Source organism: Mucilaginibacter sp., from assembly GCF_035492695.1.
Classification (GTDB): domain Bacteria; phylum Bacteroidota; class Bacteroidia; order Sphingobacteriales; family Sphingobacteriaceae; genus Mucilaginibacter.
In genome coordinates this window covers 86,138-105,101 of the sequence record NZ_DATJJC010000020.1, presented here as the reverse complement: position 1 = coordinate 105,101, position 18,964 = coordinate 86,138, and the positions used below count along the sequence as shown (strand labels likewise).

Genomic DNA, 18,964 nt, shown 5'->3' with positions numbered 1-18,964 from the left:
CAGGCAAAAAGGTTGAAATGACTGCGGTGAATATCAACAGTTTTTTGGCAATTTAAAGGAAATTTGGAACAATGCCTATTTAAATGACACAGTGATGAGCCAAAATACCAAAATCAAAAAAACCAGCCATACGATAACAATACCGTAAAACTGGTTCCAGTTTTTTATAAAGGAGGGAAGATCCGGATCAGCGTTGTTCACGGCCGCGTACAAATACCTGCAGGAACAGACCAGCAAATAACAGGAATATAATTCCGCATGTGATGATCCATCCAATTCCGTTATCAATCACAAGCCCTAAAAATAAGCCGCAAGCTAATGCAACCACGTAATACAATGAATCGATATTTTTTTCTTTCTCTGCCGATTGATGATGTGCCATGATATTTTTATTACAACTGTGCAAAAGTAATTGTTTCTGCTATGTGTAGCAAGAGGTTATTCTTTAAAATTATTTCCTCGTGTGTTATGGATTTGTCTTCGGTTTACTCAGCATATTGATAAACAATCTATATGCTCCCGGCACACCAGCCGGCAATTGCCTGAAAAATGCAAGCGAGGTGTAAATAAAACGCCCTTTGCCGTATTGCGTGGTTATCAGCGCACCGTCCTTAGGTCCTTCACCCGGATCTGCCATTTGCAAAACCTTCTGATATTGCGGGTCGGCATCCTTAGTGAAATACAAACCTCGCTCCTGTATCCATCCGTCAAAATCCGACTGGTTGATCTTGTTAGGATAATTTAAAACGGCGTTGTTAGGGTCAAGTATCGTTATTTTGGCATTCTCATCAGTAACGCGCTCATTTACTACCTTGAACGGATAAGGGCCTATCTCTTTGGTCACTAAGCCGCTGCTATTATTATACTGCACCAGCAGGTTTCCGCCATTCTTTACATAATCCAATAGCTTAGGCTGATCAATAGCCAGGCGCTTATCCACATTATAGGCGCGCACACCAACTACTATAGCATCATAAACCGACAGGTCGCCGTTCAATATTTCGTTCTCGCCAAGCTCGTGTACATCATAACCCACCTGCTTCAAAGCATCTGGCACCAAATCGCCGGCGCCGTTAATGTAGCCTATCTTTTTGCCGGTAATCTTAAGGTCGAGCTGTAGTAGTTTGGCCTGCGCAGGAGGGAACAGGGTAATATTAGGAATATGGCTGTAGTTTATAGACAGGATACTATTGTTAAAAACTTTTCCATCGTTACCTGTGCTTACTTCAGCCTCAAGCACACCTGTTTGTGATTTGCTTGCCGATGGGATTATTGTAAAATTCTGCTCCCATTCGTCGCCCTTGTTTTTATTGCTGAAATTGACACTTTCCGGGCTTATTTTCCAGCCTACCGGGGCGGTTAGTTTTATCGTTCCCGCGGCCGCATTTTTAAAGCTTTTCATTTTCAGCTCCACCGTTTGTGGCTGTTGAGAATTGAAAATATATACCCTGTTCCCGATATTGGCAGTTACCGGGGGCGTAATTTCAACCGGCTGATATATTTCGCCTTTTGCGGGATCAACATATTTATAGACCAGTTGCCTATCGAGATCAAAAACTTTTCCTTCAATTGTAAAAGTATATCTAATGGCTGGTAGGTCGGGATTTTCCGGGCTCCCTACCATCTGGTCGTCGGTAATGGTATATGAACCAACACCATGTGTTTGGCGCAGCCAGTAAGGCTGCGTTATCTTCGAAGCCAGCACTTTGCTGGTAAAAGTTTGCACTTCATTCGCCGGAATTAATTTGCCCCCATTCTCAAATTGGGTCCCGTCAACAGTGTTTATTTTTAATAGGCTATTGTAACGGCACAACACTTGCGAACGCACATCAATGCTGTCGCCCAAAGCGTAAGCCTGGCTGGTGGCGTAACTCTCAAACCAAAGTCCTGCACAAGCCGCTATTAACTCGTTTAATTCTTTTTTCTTTTGATCTTGCCAGTATGGGTCGTTTATCTTTTCTACCAGCCCATACATTTTTACTAAAGATGCAACCGACTTATCCGGATGATCAGGGTCAAAGCTCCTTTGTATAGCCTCAATTGCTTTTCCTATCTCGTCACTGCCTTTAACCCGGCTCCAGGTGGTATTCACACCGTCCATCAGGTCATCTTTCGGCGCATCGCCCAAAATAGTTTTGAAATATTCAAAAGCATCGCCACGCTGCCTGGCCGACCCAAAGCCCTGTGTCTTATGGTTCGACCGGCTCTCGGCAGCCAGTTCGCCATAACCTTTGCCCAGCAAAGGGTTATATACCCCTACATTGATCTTGAACTGGTCAGGCGATGTCGTATTGGTATTGCCAAAATTAAAAGTGTTCCACATCAATCGTTTTGCCTGCCACACCTGCACATATTTCAATTGCTCGGGGTAGCGGGCGGGGTCGGCTGCTGCTGCAAAGGCTTCCTGCGCCAGGATGGCAGAAGCGGTATGGTTGCCATGACCGCCCTCGCCCGTCGTCGGGAAACGGCAGATGATAACATCCGGCCTGAATTTACGTATCACCCAAACCACATCGCCCAAAACTTTTTCCTTGTTCCAGAAATCAAGCGTTTCCTGTGGCCCTTTCGAAAAGCCGAAGTCTATCGCGCGCGTAAAAAATTGCTCGGCGCCATCTACTTTTCGTGCGGCAAGCAGCTCCTGCGTGCGCACCAGGCCTAGTAATTCGCCCTGCTCGTTTCCGATCAGGTTTTGGCCGCCATCGCCGCGCGTCATGGATAAATAGCCTGTGCGGTAATGTTTTTCCTGTGCAAGGTAGGCCAGCAATCTTGTGTTTTCGTCGTCAGGGTGCGCTGCAACATACAACACACTTCCCAATACATCCAGCTTTTTCAGGTTTTGCTCCATACTAACCATATCCGCAGGCGGATTGGTTTGGGCGAATGCTTTAACAACGGTAAATATGCTTATAACAAGCAGCAGGATACGCTTCATAGTCAGTAAAATAGGCCGAAAGATAGGCAGATGATTTTAGTACTTCAAATCTCAAACAAAACTGTTACATCGGTAATTATACTGAAAACCAATCATTTGATTGAATTACGGCAGGTGATAATCAAATGATTACATTAATATAACAAATGGGTTATTGACATAATCAATCGATTGATTAATTTTGTCGCCATTAAAGCAATGGATAAAGATAAGATAGATAAGAAGGATCACATCCTCGACGTAGCTGAAAGGGTATTTTCAGAGCTTGGATTTGATGGGGCGTCTACCCGTACCATATCGGGCGAGGCAGGCGTAAATATGGCGATGCTGAACTATTACTTCGGTTCCAAAGAAGGTTTATTTCTGGCGGTATTCAATCGCAAGATCATTTCGTTCCAGGACTTGCTGAAAAATATCGGCAGCGACGACAGCATCAGCGCATGGAACAAATTTGAAAAATATATTGAACTGTACACGCAGCGGGTTGTCACTAACAACTGTTTCCAGAAGCTGCTGTACCAGGAATTGGCAAGGCAACGCAAAAGCGATCTTTCCGACCAGATCACCGATATATTAATGAAAAACGTGGATGAGGTACGGAAAATATTAAACGAAGGCATCACCAAAGGCGAGTTCAAAAAAGACATTGATATAGATATGGTGATCGCCACTGTTTACGGCACAAAAAACTTCATCGTTAACTCGCCTGCACTTACATCAAAAGTGCTTGGCTATGATATCCAGAAAGAAAAGGTGATCGAAGAAAAGCTGAGGCCACGTATCGAGATTTACTTAAAGACACTATTGAAATCCTACTTGTTGAACGAACATGACAACTCACATAAATAAATCCCTTAACACGCGATCATTCAAAACAATGATCGACTACGCCATTCGCCTGGCCATAGCGGCTATACTGGCAGGAATGGTGGCCCTGCCGGCCGTTGCGCAGGACAAAACCCTAACTCTTGACGAAGCCATAAAACTTGGCATTCAAAACAGCAAGGTATTGAAATTGTCGCAATCAAAGATCGACGAGGCTATTTCTCAGTATAACCAGGCTAAGGACCAGGTTTTACCAACAGGTAAGGCAAGCTTTGGCTATAGCCGTGCCGAAATACCGGCCAACCATTTACAGCTTGGGCCCGATAACGCTTTCAACCTGCCAAAGGATGCGAATGCTTACCTCGGTACGGTGTCCCTGAACGAGGCTATCTTCGCAGGAGGTAAATACAAATACGCCCAGCAATCCACCGAATTGCTTACCCAGGTGGCGCGCCTCGATGCGGACAAGGATAAGGACGAGATCACTTACGATGTGATCAACTCCTATTACAACCTTTACAAGGTATTACAGAGCCTGAAAGTGGTTCAGCAAAACCTGACCTCGATAGACCAGCAGATACACCAGTCGCAGCGGTTTTTTGACCAGGGCCTAGTTACCAAGAACGACGTATTGCGTTTCCAACTGCAGCGCGCCAACATCCAATCGACACAGATCGATCTCGAAAGCAACCGCAGGGTGATCAATTATGACCTGAACATTATGCTGGGCCTGCCCGAAAGCACCATCATCAATATCGACCAGATAAATGAGACAGATCACCAGGTTGGCGCATTGAGCGGATATATCGATTCGGCCATGGCAAACCGCCAGGAAGTAAGGCAACTGCAACTAAGGTCGAAAGTCGCCGAAACGAATATTAAAAGCATAAAAGCTAACCAGCTTCCTACGCTCGCAGCTTCCTTTAGCGGTTATTATGTTGATATCAACGCCAATCCCATTCCTAAATCAGGCAGCTATATAACGCCGGTAACTTTAGGATTAACGCTTTCGTGGAACTTCTCTTCCCTTTGGACCAATAAAAATAAAGTTGCCGAAGCAAAGATTCAAAGCGATGAAGTAGTGATAAACCAGGGTATCACCGCCGATAACATCCGCAACGATGTGAACAGGAGCTATCAGAATTATACCCGTTCACTCGATAAAATAAAACTGCTGCAAACGTCTATAGACCAGGCAGGCGAAAACGATAAAATATTAGAATCGAAATACAAAAGCAATATCGCATCGGCAACGGACCGTGTTGATGCCGAAACGTTACTGTACCAGGCACAAATAAACCTGGAACTGGCCAAAGCGGACGCGGGCCTTGCGTATTACACATTATTAAAATCAACCGGAAAACTTAGCAAATAATTTACGACACAAAATGGCACAAGAACAAGAAACCCCAGCAAAAAAACCGAACAGGGTATTACCTATCATATTAGGCATTATACTGATAGGCGGTATCATATTCGGGATAAAGGAATACATATATTACAGCAAACACATTGATACCGATGACGCCCAGATAGACGGCGATATAAGCCCGGTAGTGGCCCGCGTAGGCGGCTATGTGGACAGCATATTTTTTGAAGAGAACGGTCATGTTGAAAAGGGCCAGGTATTGGTAAAACTGGATGACCGCGATTATAAGGTACGCGTGGAACAGGCACTATCCGCCAAACAAACCGCAAGTGCCGGCGTCAACGTTGGCCAATCGCAGATAAGCGCCACGGCTGCCAATTCATCAAGTGCCCGCGCCCAGGTGGCATCAGCAGCTGCAAAGCTTGAGAAAGCGAACAAAGACTATGCGCGTTACGCCAACCTGGTGAAGGACGGATCGGTAACCCAACAGCAATTTGACCAGGTAAAATCGGACCGCGATGTGGCTGAAGCTACTTACCGTGCTGCACAGGACCAGTATAAAGCTGCCCTCGAACAGGTTGGAACTACCCAAAGCCAGTTGAAAGTAACCAATGTTGGTGTAAACCAGCGCCAGGCCGACGTGGATTACGCCAAACTACAGCTTTCTTACACTACAATAACAGCGCCTGCAAGCGGCATCGCCTCCAAAAAGAACATACAAATAGGTCAATTGGTGCAGCCAGGCCAAACACTGTTCTCTATTGTGAACGACAACAGCGTGTACATTACCGCCAACTTTAAAGAAACCCAGCTAACCAACATGAAGAATGGCCAGAAAGTTGATATTGAAGTGGACGCTTATCCGGATATGAAGCTGCACGGAAAAGTGTACAATTTTTCTGGTGCAACCGGTGCTAAATTTTCGCTGCTGCCACCTGACAACGCTACCGGCAACTTCGTGAAGGTAGTTCAGCGCATACCCGTAAAGATAAAGATCAATGCGAGCAAGGACACTTTGACCATGCTGCGCCCGGGAATGAGCGTGAACGTTTCTATTATCTATAAAGACTAACTATAATGGCTGAAAAGGGTTTTAGAAAGTGGATCATTACCATTACGGTAATAACGGCCGCTTTGCTTGAGTTGATCGATACAACGATAGTAAATGTCGCGCTGCCAAAAATCCAGGGCAATCTGGGCGCAACCCTCGAGGATGTGGCCTGGGTAGTGACTGGTTATGCGGTAGCAAACGTAATTATACTGCCTATGTCGGGATGGTTGGGAGCCTATTTCGGCCGGAAGAATTATTTTATAGCTTCCATTGTAGTTTTTACAATAGCATCGTTCCTGTGTGGTAATTCAACCTCTCTAAACGAACTGGTTGCGTTCCGTATTCTCCAGGGGTTTGCCGGTGGTGGTTTAATATCAACCGGCCAGGCTATTTTGCTTGACACCTGGCCGCGCGAACAAATAGGCACGGCGACCGCTTTATTTGGCCTGGGCGCTGTGGTGGGCCCAACTGTAGGGCCAACCATAGGCGGTTACATTACCGACCATACAACCTGGAAATGGATATTTTATGTAAATATTCCGGTAGGCGCCATTGCGGCGTTCTTTGCTTTGACCTTTGTTCGGGAAACGCCGAAAGATGCCAAAGGAAAACCGATAGATTGGTGGGGCATCGCACTGTTGGCTATTGCTGTAGGCAGCTTACAAACTATATTGGAAAAGGGGGAGTCTGAAGATTGGTTCGCCAAGCCGTATATACTTGTATTAACCATTGCTGCAGTTTTAGGCACCTTTTTGTTCATCTGGCGCGAATTGAGCACCGATCACCCGATAGTGAATTTTGGTATTATGCGGCACCGGAGTTTTGCCGTTGGTATGTTCACCTCTTTTATATTGGGTTTCGGGCTTTATGGCTCCGTGTTTGTTTTCCCTGTATTTTGTCAGAACCTGCTAGGTTTTACAGCACAACAAACCGGGGAGCTTTTGTTCCCGGGTGGCTTATGTACCATTGTGATGATGCCTTTTATTGGCAAGATGCTTAATAAGGGCGTACCGGCACAGTTTATGGCTACTATAGGCATGTTCCTGTTCTTCGTTTTCACTTACATGCTGAGCAAGTCAACACTCGAAACCGGCGAAGTTAACGTTTTAGTGCCCTTACTTATCAGGGGCGTGGGTATGGCATTATTATTTGTACCGCTGACTGTTTTAGCCATTGCCGACCTTAAGGGTCCGGAAGTTGGCCAGGGAACCGGCTTAAATAATATGATGCGTCAGTTAGGCGGCTCTTTTGGCATTGCCGCGCTTACAACGCTTATTCACATACGCCAGGCGGGTCACCGAAGCAATTTATTGTCGAATATCAATCCTTACAACAATGCTTTCATTCAGCGGATGCATATGCTTGAGGCTGGTTTTATGGCCAAAGGAAAATCGGCTATCGACGCAACGGAAATGGCTTACCGGGCCATTGAAGGCGCTGTTATCAGGCAATCGTTACTGCTTACTTACGACGATGCTTACTTAATATCGGGGTTGGTAATGCTTTTCTCCATACCGCTGCTTTACCTGCAGCCGTTTAAAAAGAGCGCCGCCAAAATGCCGGTCGATGCACATTAAAAGAATAAAGCCGTTCTGTTTACACAGGACGGCTTTCCCCAAAAAAAAATTTAACAATTAAAAGTTAGTTTTATCATCTCCGAAAGCGCATTCCTCGCTAAAAAGTTTGTACCCCCGAAGTTGTTTCTCTTAAACCCTAAAATTAGGTTATTTTAGATGATATTCCCAAATTTTTAGGTGAAAATATTGCTATTCCATCAATCAAAGCAACAATCCAAACATTCCTTTTTTTTAACATACTTTAAATCAAATAATTATATTTAGTGGCTTAGCGTTTTTTGAAACAAAAGCGACAAAAAACACTTTATTAGCTTGAAATGAAAGTATTAAGTAAGGTTTATTTTAAACACCTATGGAAAGTGATCGTTGCCACTTTTATGGGTTTTATTAATGATAACGGGCTTAAGTTAAGCGCGTCGCTCGCATACTACACTGTTTTTTCTATTGCCCCGCTTATCATACTGGTTATTTCCATTACCAGCCTTGTACTCGGCCATTACAATTTTAATGACACCGTTTACGCCCAGATACAGCACTTTATGGGAAAGGACGCTGCCCTTCAGTTGCAGGAAATTGTAAAGCATCTTGCCCTTTCCGGCAAGACCGGGGTTGCGCTTGTTGCAGGCATTGTTATTCTTTTATTAGGCGCCAGCAGTATGTTCGTTGAAATACAAGACTCGTTGAATATTATCTGGCGCCTAAAAGCAAAACCCAAAAAGGGCTGGCTCAAATTTCTAAAAAATCGTTTCCTGTCTTTTTCATTGATCATAAGCCTTGGGTTTTTGCTACTGGTATCCCTGATCATCAATATCGCCATTAATGCGTTAAGCGAACGTTTAACCCATTTTTTACCCGCAATTACCGTCACGCTTTTCGACCTGATCAATCTCGTGATCACCTTAGTTGTGATAGCCGTATTATTTGGTATCATCTTCAAATTCCTGCCCGACGCAAAGATCAAATGGCGCGATGTACGTTCGGGAGCAATATTTACCGCGCTGCTTTTTATGCTTGGTCAGTATCTTATAGGCCTGTATTTGAAATATACAGCACAAGGTTCGGCATACGGCGCCGCAGGCTCTCTTATTATTATCCTGGTTTGGATCTACTACACATCTGCCATATTGTACATAGGCGCCGAATTTACGCAGGTTTATGCTGAGGCTATCGGTAGCAGTATAGAACCCGCCGAATATGCCGTGCATATTGAGCAAACCGAAGTAGAGTTAGAGGTAGACGAATTGCCACCGCAAAACCCCAACCTGCAGGGCAACCTTCAAAAGCCACCGGCGCCGGGTAATAAAAAATCCTGATCAATAGTTTTCATGGATGTAGGTCATGACGCGGACCATCTCGTCGCGTATCTCACGGCTCGGGCGGGTAAAATTATTGTTCATAAAAGAAAAAGCGAGGCGCTTTCCCTTTCGGGTTACCAGGTAGCCGCTTTGGTTATGGTTGTTTGATAATGAACCTGTTTTGGCCCAAACAAATGGCACGCCGTTGTCTGTTTGATAAGCCTTCCTTATCGTACCTGCCACTCCGCCAGCCGGCATCAGGCTGTGCAGCAAACTATCGTTCTTCATCTGGCCGGATATTTTACACAGCAGGACAACTATACTTCTTGGGGTAAATAAATTGAATCTCGACAAGCCGGACCCATCAACCCATTGCGGTACATCGGGCAGGTCGTTAAGATAATGTTCTTTTGAATATCGGATGACAGAATCGGCGTTGAGCATATTAAATTTCACCGACGAGCAAACCAGCAACAACTGTTCGGCAATAAAGTTATCACTTGGTTGCAGCATGTGCCTGTAAACCGTGTCAGCATTGGCATCGTAAATCGTTTTTGCACTATCCGGCATTGGCATGTGTACTTCATATACCGGCTTTTTCAAAGTATCCTGTAGTAACGAAACCGTCAGATCAGTACTTGTTTTCCACGGTATCTCCTGGTGAAAATCAACAGGTACCGGCATAGCAGGGTATACGAATGTGTTACTCAAAAAATCGCGTCGTACCCGGAATGATGAAGGTTTATAGCTACTGTCGCATTTAAGGTACATGCTTAAGCCGGCGGGGCTTATCTGCAACCTGCCAGCTTTATCCGACGACAATACCGCAACATTATCTTCTATCGGGAATTCAGTTATTTCTGCCTGGTAATAATCGTTATAGTCGTCCCAGGCCCATCCTGAGCCATAGAAATCATTTTGGTAAAAACCTGATGAGAAGAAGAGTTTTTTCTCAGTTTTCTTAAGAAAATAGTACCCGTTTGTGGCTTTAAGCCCCGTTTGAAGAAAGGATGGATCACCGGTCCCCCAAAATATCAGTGAGTCACTCCCCTGCGAATATCTAAATGCGGGGATAGAATCGCCAAGCATGCGCAGGCAAGTGTAAAATGTAAAAAGCTTGGTGTTGGACGCGGGCGTAAAATACTTGTCAGAATTTAGTTCAAACACCATTTTTTTCACATCCATATCGTACAGGGCAAACCCGGTAAAATGATCGTTACTTATCGCTGATCGGGTAAACAGCTTTTCAATTTTTCGCTTCCTGATAGTGCCCTTGTAAGCACATGAACAAACGGCTATAGAAAAACATGCCATTAACACTATTCTCGCTGTCTTAAACCCCATTATTTCTATAACTAAAGTTTTTGTTATAAATTTATATTATCCAATTATAAGCAAATTGTTATTCAAAATACATCATAGGGCCTGTATCCTGCCTGCTTTAGCGTTGATAACATTGATATGCTTTACCGGTCTGCCAGCAAAGGCCCAATATTTTGATCTGAATAACGGCGTCAAGTCTTCCACTATACATTTCAGGCTCATCAGGAACCTGGTTGTTATCAAGCTCAGGATAAATGACAAGGGGCCATTTAATTTTATATTAGATACAGGTGTTGGGATGATGGTGATAACCGACCCCAAAATGGTGGACTCTATAAATCTGCAAAGTAAGCGAACGATAAGAATAGCCGGCTTGGGCGAGGGTGACGATTTTGAGGCCTACGTAACCCCTCCGCTAAAAATAGATATACCCGATTTAACCAGCTATGATGTAGCGGCCACCATGCTAAGGACCGAACATTTTAACCTGTCGGGCTTCGTAGGCATCCCAATACACGGGTTGCTGGGATATGAGTTTTTTAATAACCTGGCAGTAAAAATGAATTTCGTTGACAGTACGCTTACTGTTTACCGCCCAAAGGATGTTCGGCTTTTCCGCCGGGGCGAGAAAATACCTATCACTGTTGAAGCGCGCAAACCTTACATGCAGGCAGTTGTCCTTTTGCCAAATGGCTTAATGCAACAGTGTAAACTGATTATCGACCTTGGGGCAGGGCACCCGGTTTCACTCGAAAACATGATAAAAAAACACGGCCTGCCCCAAAAATTCATCGCAGCAAATTTAGGTGTTGGCCTGGCGGGGCCAATTTTCGGCTTTCTGAGCCGGATAGATGAGATCGATATCGGAAAGTATAAAATAAAAAAGGTCATCACGTCCTTTCCTAACGATTATGATTCAACTACCTTAAAATACATGTCCGTATCCAGGGATGGCAACCTGGGCATTGGTTTGCTTAAGCGTTTTAACGTAATATTTGACTACCCTGATAATGCAATGTACCTTAAACCCAACTCCACCTTTCGCAATCCGTTTGAACATGACATGAGCGGCATAGAATATTATGCCGGCGGAGACGATTTTAAACACATCATCGTAAGCAGGGTCGAGCCGGGTTCTTCTGCAGATGAAGTCGGGTTAGTTAAGGACGATGAAATTACGGCGATAAATTTTAAGCCCGTGGCGGAAATGTCGCTGGAGGAAATAGACAATCTTTTCAAGTCAAAAGACGAGCGCAGTCTGCTGATCGAAGTGTTCCACGACCACAAATATGATAGGGTGATACTTACCCTGAAACGGAGGATTTAAGCCATCATCACATCAGGGCCGACCATTTCTGTTTACCTAATAAGCAAATGACTTTTTTAGCCGGCAACTTATTTAAGCTGGCTGATATTCTCAAAAAAAGCAGCTTGCAGATCGAGCAGCGAGTTGACATTGATTTTCTCCCCATAGGCATCAAAACACACAAATTTCGACCTTTCAGGATGTTTTTTGTCCCACCTTTCAAAGAAATTAAAGGTCTCAAAAAAGTAGTGCTTTACGGTGATGCTCCTGTTACGTGTGGTTTGCGACGAATTAAGCCTGAAGCCAATGGCTTCGATCCAATTATGGATACGCCCGTGTAACGAATTAGCCATATTTTTCATGAGGGTAGTGATTTATTAAAGGTAACGAAAATATTACCCCATTGTTTTTACCGCCGATAATCATTTTATAAACAAAGGTTAACACCATTTATTTGAAGCAACCCGCATATTGAAATAAAATAGTAAGAAAATATATTTCCCAATATGCAACTGTAACCTATTCAATTTCTTCACGTAGAAAGCGTAATTAATTTATTTAACGTACCCTATATGAGACAAATTAGACACATACTACCGCTGATACTTTTAGCATGCCTGATAAGTATTAACGGTTGTAAAAAAGACAAAACACCCGGCCCTGTAGGTTCTACAGGGGCAACGGGTGCAACTGGTAACACCGGCGCTACCGGTGCCACCGGTCCGCAGGGAGCGCAGGGCCCACAAGGTCCGGCAGGCGGCCCAACTGGTCCGACAGGTGCAACAGGTGCCACCGGCGCTACAGGTACCGACGGAACCAATGGAACTAATGGCACCAATGGTGCTACCGGTTCAACAGGCGCCAATGGTGCAACTGGAGCTACCGGCGCAACAGGCGCTAATGGTGCAACTGGTGCTACCGGCGCAACAGGCGCTAACGGTGCTACTGGAGCTACCGGCGCAACAGGTGCCAACGGAGCTACTGGTGCAACAGGTGCTAACGGTGCAACCGGAGCTACAGGCGCAACGGGTGCCAACGGAGCTACTGGTGCTACCGGCGCGACAGGTGCCAACGGAGCTACTGGTGCAACAGGGGCACAGGGTGCTACCGGCGCAACAGGTGCCGATGGTAATGCACAGGTTAATACCTACCTGAAAAGCAACATTTCTGTAATCGTGACAGGTACCGATATTGCCGTGCCTGCTATCGATCAATCGGTACTTGACCAGGGCACAGTATTGGTGTACTTCAGGCCGAACGGAACAACAGGTATATGGTATCCGCTTCCTTATTCCGACGCAGGTACACAGATCAGCATACTTTCTATTGCTGTGGGTAAGATCACCGTTAAAGCGAGTCCATCACAGGTTAATCTTGATTTCAAGATCGTGGTTATACCAGGCACCTCACTTACTCAGCTGAACGTAGCTCACCCGCATCTTAACTTTAAGAACTACAGCCAGGTAGCGTCAGCACTGAATTTAAAAAACTAATAAAACCTTAACACAATTATAGGCTAAGCCCTTCGGTATACCGAAGGGCTTTTATTTTTTGTAACAATGCTATGATTTGGCTTTTCTGCCGTGTAACAATGCTATGATTATTAATTAACTGATGCTTTTATGTTGAAACTTTGTAATGGAAAATTTAGTACCCTTATGAATTTCGACTTTAATAAAATATCGAAGCCGTTTTTGCCTATTCTTGTTCTTATCTTTTTAACCTCAGCCTCATCTTATGCGCAAAACGGGCGTGAGGTAAATGGAACTGTTATCGACTCCACCAGGCTTGGCATACCCGGAGCCACTGTAAAGCTGATATCAGATAAGGGTGACAGCACAGTGACCGTTGTCGACGGAAATGGAAAATTTGTTTTTGCATCAGTTAACGGCACAAAGTTCACGCTTACACTATCTTCCCTTGGGTATCAAGCCCTGGTAAGACATTATGCACTTGACAATGACACCAAACCGGCAGTACTTGATCCGATTATTCTGAAATCAGATTCTCATACGCTTGCGGGGGTCACAATAGTGGGGGTTAACCCGATAGTTTTAAAAGAAGACACCGTTGAATACAAGGCCAGCGCCTACAAAGTGCGCGACAATGCCCCTGTGGAAGACCTGGTTAAAAAACTACCCGGTGTAGATGTTGACGTAAACGGCAATGTCTCATCTCAAGGCAAGCAAATAACCAAAGTGCGTATAAACGGCAAGGATTTTATGGGTGGCGATGTGCAAAGCGCCACTAAAAACCTGCCCGCCGATATAGTTGAAAACATCCAGATAATTGATGATTATGGCGACCAGGCGAACCTAACCGGTATTAAAACAGGCGAACCTGATAAGATCATGAATATCACTATCCGTAAGGACAGGAACTACGGCTACTCCCTGCAAGCAACCGGTGGCGACGGGGAAGATGCGCTGCCTGCCAGCCAGGGCATACCTGATCAGAACCGGTACCTGGGCACATTAAATTCCTTTCGTTTCAATGGCGACCAGCAAATAGCGCTGTTAGGAAGCATTAATAACACCAATGTCAATACCTTTTCGTTTGGCTCCCCCGGGGGCGGCGGCGGTTTCGGTGGCGGCGGCGGCAGGGGCAACGCCGGCCGGGGAGGTGGCGCCAGCGGCAGCCTTATTACTACCCGAAACGGGATCACTGACGCCCATTCTATCGGTGCAAATTTCCGCGACCAATGGGGGAAACATTTATCCGTTTACGGCAGCTATAGCTTCGCCGACAACACCACTTCAACAACCAGCACCAATCTTCAGCAAAATTTTTCGCAGGCAAATCCAAGTAATACAAACCAGGTTGCCAATGAAGTGGACCAGAATATCAATCACCGGCTTACCTGGAATATGGAGTATAAACCCGATACGGTAAATTATTTAAAAATAACCCCTACCTTTTCCTATGCTAAAACCAATACAACCGATAATGAAAATGTAAACATCATAAGAAGTGATACCACGGCATATAATTCCATATCCAGTGGTAATTCCACATCGCCAAACTTTGGCATTAATGCGTTATATAACCGCAGGCTCGGGCATCGGCGTAATCTAAGCGTCAACATTAATTTCAGTTCATCTCATAACGATCAGTTTCAAAACCCCACTTATGATTATATAAGCGGGGTGCCGAACGTACCAACCTATCAGCTCATAAATGTTCATAGCCGCACCAACACCATAGGCACTACGCTGTCCTATATTGAGCCTCTTGGGAAAACTACCTATCTTGAATTAAGTTATAACTTCAATCATTCATCAACTATAAACACCAGGGAAACCGATACGACGGAGTTGAATGATCCAACACTACCGTTGTTGCCCGACAGCGCACTTAGTACCAACTATAACTATACATTTACGACCAATCGTGTCGGCCTCAACTTTAGAAAGGTCGAAAAGAAATATAACTTCACTATCGGCGTGGCTGCTTTGCCATCGGTACTTGATGGCTATTCCCCATTAACAGGAGCATCCACCCACGTTAGTACGTTCAACTTTATACCTACCGCAAGATATGTTTACAATTTCTCGCGCGGACAAATGTTTACAGTCAATTACAACGGGTCGTCAAGTCAGCCAAATTTTACCCAGTTACAGCCAACACTCGACCTGTCCAACGCAACATACCCGGTTGCAGGCAACCCCAACCTGAAGCCCCAGTTTACCAACAACTTTTCGATAAGATATAACAAGTTTAGTTTTGCTACCGGCGATATATTTTTTAGCAACCTTTCCTTCCAGCAGATCAATAACCAGGTAGTAACCAACACCATTACTTATCCCGGTAACTATACGCCCGATCCGAGGCTTTCGAACACCTTCCTTACAAGGTATTTGAACGCCGATGGCTACTACACCATCAATGCTACGGTTTTGTATGGAAAGCCCTGGGATAACAGGAAATTCACACTGTATTTGGGCGCTAATGTAGGTTATAGCAACAATGTTGGTTACCTAACCGATATTGCGCCGGCAACCTTTGATTCTACCACCGTAAAAAACGTAGCTAAAAACCTGCAATTTACCCCGCAAGCACGTATACGGATAGATATTACAGACGTAATGGATATGCAGGCACTCACCAGTTACGCCATCAATCGCACCAATAATTCTGTTGATAATTCTATCACCAATGGCACCGGCAACATACGTACATGGAACATTGGCTTAAATGGTAAACAATATATCCTGAAAGACTGGACCTTTAGTTATGACTACGCGAAGGCTATCAATTATGGTTACAGCTCAGCAGTAAAAGTCACCAACCCGAATATCGTCAACCTGTATCTCGAACGGCGGTTCCTGAAACATAACCAGGCAACCATACGCCTTGCTGCGTTCGACCTTTTCAATCAAAATACAGGTTTTTCATCATCAACAACTGCCAGCTCATTTACCGAATCACATGTAAACAGGCTGTCCCGTTACTACCTGGCAACATTTACCCTGCGACTCCAAAAATTTGCGGGCAAGGCTCCAACTCAAAATTTTGAAAGAGGGTTTAGAAACGGCGGCGGACGCAGGGGCAACGGCGGGGGGCCGGGTACCGATTAAAGTTATTTTAAACCTGATATAAAAGTCTTCCCTGAAGTAAGAAAGGCTTTTGTGTTATTGACCTTTTATCGTCCTGTCGATGACTTTCTCCATATCATATAAGTCGAACGGTTTGGCCAGGAAGGCTTCAGCCCCCGCATGGGCGGCCAGCGACTGAATATCACTATCTGCCGAAAAATAAATTACCGGTATATTTTTTAAAGAATCGTTACTTTTTAATTTTTGGGTGGCCTCGATACCGCCTGCATCAGGTATCCGATTATCCATCAAGATAACATCCGGCCCTATTTGAGCCACTTTTTGGGTAACCGCATTACAATTGGTAAACGTATGGACTTCCCATCCGCGTTCTTCCAATACGTAGGTACATATCGATAGTATATCCTCGTCGTCATCAAAAATGATGACTTTCTTATTGGTTCTGTTGTTCATTAAGGAAGGGCCTAGATGTAGTTTATACACGTATTAACTGCAAATGTTTCATTTTTTTTAAATAAATCAAACACGTATATTTATAAAACCTGAATAACGTTGTAAAGAACTTAATCATAACGTTTTACAGATCGTTGTTATTTGTCACCGGCTTACTCTCGCTGACTGTTATTTATAAACTTTATAAATCTTCTGCATTCTGCAAAGTGTATTAATTATTTTTAATAATAATAACTGTTCAAGCGGTGGCTAATAGGACGACAGACAACGATAATTACGATGCAGCCACAGCACCCCAGGCTTTTAAGGGCAGCATATATCCTGAAATGATCTCCTTCTTTAATGCCCTCGACGAGGTTTTCTTCACAGTTGATATGGTTGATATGAGGGTAATGCAGATATCCAATGCCTGCGAAAAGCTATTTGGATATAAACAAGCTGATTTTCTTGCCGATCCGTTGTTTTGGTTCGGTCTTGTTCATCCCGACGACCGGCATATTATTGATAGTGAAGACCCGATACTCAGGCGCGGTGAAAAGGTAAGTAATGAGTATCGCATCATACGCAAAGATAAAAGCATCTGCTGGGTCGAGAATAAGGTTGTGCCCATGCTCGATGATACCGGCAGATTGATCCGGATCGACGGCGTAACGAGGGATATTACGCCACGCCGGGATGCAGAAGAAAAACACCGGCAAAGCGAAAGCCGCTACCGGCAAATAGTGGAAACCGCCCAGGAAGGAATCTGGACCATTGATGAAAATGAACGGACCAATTTCGTGAATAAAAAAATGGCCGATATTTTAGGTTATCAGCCGGAAGAAATGATGGGGAAGGGGCTTTACGATTTTATGGATGATGAGGGGCGGGAATATGCTATAGCCTGCATGGAACGCCGAAGAAAGGGCTCGAAAGAAAACCTCGATGTACGATACCAAACCAAAGATGGCCGCGATGTCTGGGCTAACATTTCGGCCAATCCTATATTTGACGAAAACGGTAAGTACAAGGGCGCCCTGGCAATGGTTACCGACATTACCCAGCGAAAAGCAGATGAACAAGCGCTAAAAAAGTCGGAAGCCAACCTGCGAACGATTTTTGATAACACCGACACGGCTTACGTATTATTCAATACCGACCTTGTCATTATGTCGTTTAATGCGCTCGCTCAGAAATATTCGACGGCGCAAAACAGGAAGCCCCTGGTTATAAACGAGTCTGTAAAAGCATATTTTTCTGATGATAGATGGCCTTTTATTTCAGAAATACTGGAAAGAGTAAGCCGGGGGGAAACCGCAAACTATGAATTAAATTATACCCGGGAAGGCGGATCGGTACAATGGAACGACGTGCGCTGGCTGAATGTTAAAGACGAATATGGCAAAAACTGGGGATTTATACTGGCCAACAAGGACATTACAGAAGCAAAGCAAGCTACACTAGAGCGCGAGCGGATAACTGCAGACCTTATACAGCATAATAAGGACCTTGAACAATTCACTTATATAATTTCACACAATTTAAGGGCGCCGGTAGCCAATATTATTGCGCTTGCCGATATGCTGAAAGAAAATGAACAGGACGCGGCCGCAAGAAAAGAAGTGGTTGACAAAGTATCACATGCTATAAAAAACATGGACACGGTAATAAAAGATCTAAACCAGGTTTTGCAGGCCCGTGAGCTGGTAAACGAAAAAAAGGAAGTGATCTGTTTCCGCGAACTGATGGATACCATCAGGACCAGTATTTACAATGTCATCGTAAATGAGCATGTTCAATTTCGATGCCTTTTTGACGAGGCTGAATCGATATTCAGTATTCGACGTTACCTGTACAGCATATTTTACAACCTGGCATCCAACAGTATCAAATATCATAAGCCTGGCATCGCTCCAATAATAACCGTCAAAAGCCACCGGTTGAAAAATAAGATCGAGCTCCGTTTTAAAGATAACGGCAAGGGGATCGATCTCGAAAAATACGGCTTGCAGCTATTTGGTCTTTATAAACGCTTTGATAACACCGTAGAAGGAAAAGGCATGGGACTTTTTATGGTGAAAACCCAGGTTGAAGCCCTGGGAGGCACCATCCGGGTTAAAAGCAAACCTGGTGAAGGGTGCGAGTTTATTATTCAACTACCGGCTTAAAAACTATGTAGTGACGAAACCCTGTCACCACATTAACAAAGATTATGTCTTAAATTTGTTTATTCCCTTCAGGTAGCCTCTTGCTTTTTATGCTGATCAGAAAGCCGTTTGTGAAAACAGCTGCATCGTT

Annotated in this window: 14 protein-coding genes; 9 read left to right on the top strand and 5 right to left on the bottom strand. The window is 44.5% G+C overall.

What is annotated here, in order from left to right; all coding sequences use genetic code 11:
* Nucleotides 1-187: 187 nt before the first annotated feature.
* Together VL525_RS13380 and VL525_RS13375 are read right to left on the bottom strand one after the other, a co-directional pair.
* Nucleotides 188-382, bottom strand: a complete 195-nt coding sequence (locus tag VL525_RS13380; protein WP_325387388.1) for a hypothetical protein — start codon at nt 380-382, stop codon at nt 188-190.
* An 84-nt stretch (nt 383-466) separates the two neighbouring features.
* A complete protein-coding gene (locus tag VL525_RS13375) occupies nt 467-2,932 on the bottom strand; it encodes a PIG-L family deacetylase (RefSeq protein ID WP_325387386.1) in 2,466 nt (821 codons plus the stop codon).
* A 198-nt stretch (nt 2,933-3,130) separates the two neighbouring features.
* On the opposite strand from VL525_RS13375, the gene VL525_RS13370 reads away from it, so the two are divergent.
* From VL525_RS13370 to VL525_RS13350, 5 genes are all read left to right on the top strand, one after another.
* The gene (locus VL525_RS13370) at nt 3,131-3,781 is read left to right on the top strand and encodes a TetR/AcrR family transcriptional regulator (protein ID WP_325387384.1); all 651 of its coding nucleotides are present in this window, start codon (nt 3,131-3,133) and stop codon (nt 3,779-3,781) included.
* Between the two features lie 28 nt (nt 3,782-3,809).
* Nucleotides 3,810-5,132 carry a TolC family protein gene (locus tag VL525_RS13365; protein ID WP_325387380.1) on the top strand — a complete coding sequence of 441 codons (1,323 nt, stop codon included), beginning with the start codon at nt 3,810-3,812 and terminating at the stop codon, nt 5,130-5,132.
* A gap of 13 nt (nt 5,133-5,145) precedes the next feature.
* Nucleotides 5,146-6,198 carry an HlyD family secretion protein gene (locus VL525_RS13360; protein WP_325387378.1) on the top strand — a complete coding sequence of 351 codons (1,053 nt, stop codon included), beginning with the start codon at nt 5,146-5,148 and terminating at the stop codon, nt 6,196-6,198.
* Between the two features lie 5 nt (nt 6,199-6,203).
* Complete coding sequence (locus tag VL525_RS13355) at nt 6,204-7,754, top strand: DHA2 family efflux MFS transporter permease subunit (RefSeq protein WP_325387376.1); 1,551 nt, start codon at nt 6,204-6,206, stop codon at nt 7,752-7,754.
* A 317-nt stretch (nt 7,755-8,071) separates the two neighbouring features.
* Nucleotides 8,072-9,067, top strand: coding sequence for a YihY/virulence factor BrkB family protein (locus tag VL525_RS13350; RefSeq protein WP_325387373.1), 996 nt, complete (start codon nt 8,072-8,074; stop codon nt 9,065-9,067).
* Here the strand turns inward: VL525_RS13350 and VL525_RS13345 are convergent, their stop codons facing one another.
* Complete coding sequence (locus tag VL525_RS13345; RefSeq protein WP_325387370.1) at nt 9,068-10,363, bottom strand: D-alanyl-D-alanine carboxypeptidase/D-alanyl-D-alanine-endopeptidase; 1,296 nt, start codon at nt 10,361-10,363, stop codon at nt 9,068-9,070.
* A gap of 85 nt (nt 10,364-10,448) precedes the next feature.
* Between VL525_RS13345 and VL525_RS13340 the strand changes: the two genes are divergently transcribed.
* Nucleotides 10,449-11,699 (top strand): aspartyl protease family protein, encoded by a 1,251-nt coding sequence (locus VL525_RS13340; RefSeq protein ID WP_325387368.1) that lies wholly within the window; start codon nt 10,449-10,451, stop codon nt 11,697-11,699.
* A 68-nt stretch (nt 11,700-11,767) separates the two neighbouring features.
* Here VL525_RS13340 and VL525_RS13335 read toward each other — a convergent pair whose 3' ends face one another.
* Nucleotides 11,768-12,031 (bottom strand): hypothetical protein, encoded by a 264-nt coding sequence (locus VL525_RS13335; RefSeq protein ID WP_325387366.1) that lies wholly within the window; start codon nt 12,029-12,031, stop codon nt 11,768-11,770.
* A gap of 219 nt (nt 12,032-12,250) precedes the next feature.
* Between VL525_RS13335 and VL525_RS13330 the strand changes: the two genes are divergently transcribed.
* Together VL525_RS13330 and VL525_RS13325 are read left to right on the top strand one after the other, a co-directional pair.
* The gene (locus VL525_RS13330) at nt 12,251-13,171 is read left to right on the top strand and encodes a hypothetical protein (protein ID WP_325387364.1); all 921 of its coding nucleotides are present in this window, start codon (nt 12,251-12,253) and stop codon (nt 13,169-13,171) included.
* A gap of 165 nt (nt 13,172-13,336) precedes the next feature.
* Entirely contained in the window at nt 13,337-16,255 is a 2,919-nt protein-coding gene (locus VL525_RS13325) for an outer membrane beta-barrel protein (RefSeq protein WP_325387362.1), read from the top strand.
* Between the two features lie 54 nt (nt 16,256-16,309).
* On the opposite strand, the gene VL525_RS13320 is transcribed toward VL525_RS13325, so the two are convergent.
* Entirely contained in the window at nt 16,310-16,687 is a 378-nt protein-coding gene (locus tag VL525_RS13320; protein ID WP_325387360.1) for a response regulator, read from the bottom strand.
* Between the two features lie 245 nt (nt 16,688-16,932).
* Here VL525_RS13320 and VL525_RS13315 point away from each other — a divergent pair, with 245 nt between their 5' ends.
* Complete coding sequence (locus tag VL525_RS13315; RefSeq protein ID WP_325387358.1) at nt 16,933-18,834, top strand: PAS domain-containing sensor histidine kinase; 1,902 nt, start codon at nt 16,933-16,935, stop codon at nt 18,832-18,834.
* Nucleotides 18,835-18,964: the final 130 nt, after the last annotated feature.

Excerpts from the sequence above, each read along its gene's own strand:
- VL525_RS13380 (WP_325387388.1), bottom strand. The coding sequence starts at position 382 with ATGGCACATCATCAATCGGCAGAGAAAGAAAAAAATATCGATTCATTG.
- VL525_RS13375 (WP_325387386.1), bottom strand. The coding sequence starts at position 2,932 with ATGAAGCGTATCCTGCTGCTTGTTATAAGCATATTTACCGTTGTTAAA.
- VL525_RS13370 (WP_325387384.1), top strand. The coding sequence starts at position 3,131 with ATGGATAAAGATAAGATAGATAAGAAGGATCACATCCTCGACGTAGCT.
- VL525_RS13365 (WP_325387380.1), top strand. The coding sequence starts at position 3,810 with ATGATCGACTACGCCATTCGCCTGGCCATAGCGGCTATACTGGCAGGA.
- VL525_RS13360 (WP_325387378.1), top strand. The coding sequence starts at position 5,146 with ATGGCACAAGAACAAGAAACCCCAGCAAAAAAACCGAACAGGGTATTA.
- VL525_RS13355 (WP_325387376.1), top strand. The coding sequence starts at position 6,204 with ATGGCTGAAAAGGGTTTTAGAAAGTGGATCATTACCATTACGGTAATA.
- VL525_RS13350 (WP_325387373.1), top strand. The coding sequence starts at position 8,072 with ATGAAAGTATTAAGTAAGGTTTATTTTAAACACCTATGGAAAGTGATC.
- VL525_RS13345 (WP_325387370.1), bottom strand. The coding sequence starts at position 10,363 with ATGGCATGTTTTTCTATAGCCGTTTGTTCATGTGCTTACAAGGGCACT.
- VL525_RS13335 (WP_325387366.1), bottom strand. The coding sequence starts at position 12,031 with ATGGCTAATTCGTTACACGGGCGTATCCATAATTGGATCGAAGCCATT.
- VL525_RS13330 (WP_325387364.1), top strand. The coding sequence starts at position 12,251 with ATGAGACAAATTAGACACATACTACCGCTGATACTTTTAGCATGCCTG.
- VL525_RS13325 (WP_325387362.1), top strand. The coding sequence starts at position 13,337 with ATGAATTTCGACTTTAATAAAATATCGAAGCCGTTTTTGCCTATTCTT.
- VL525_RS13320 (WP_325387360.1), bottom strand. The coding sequence starts at position 16,687 with ATGAACAACAGAACCAATAAGAAAGTCATCATTTTTGATGACGACGAG.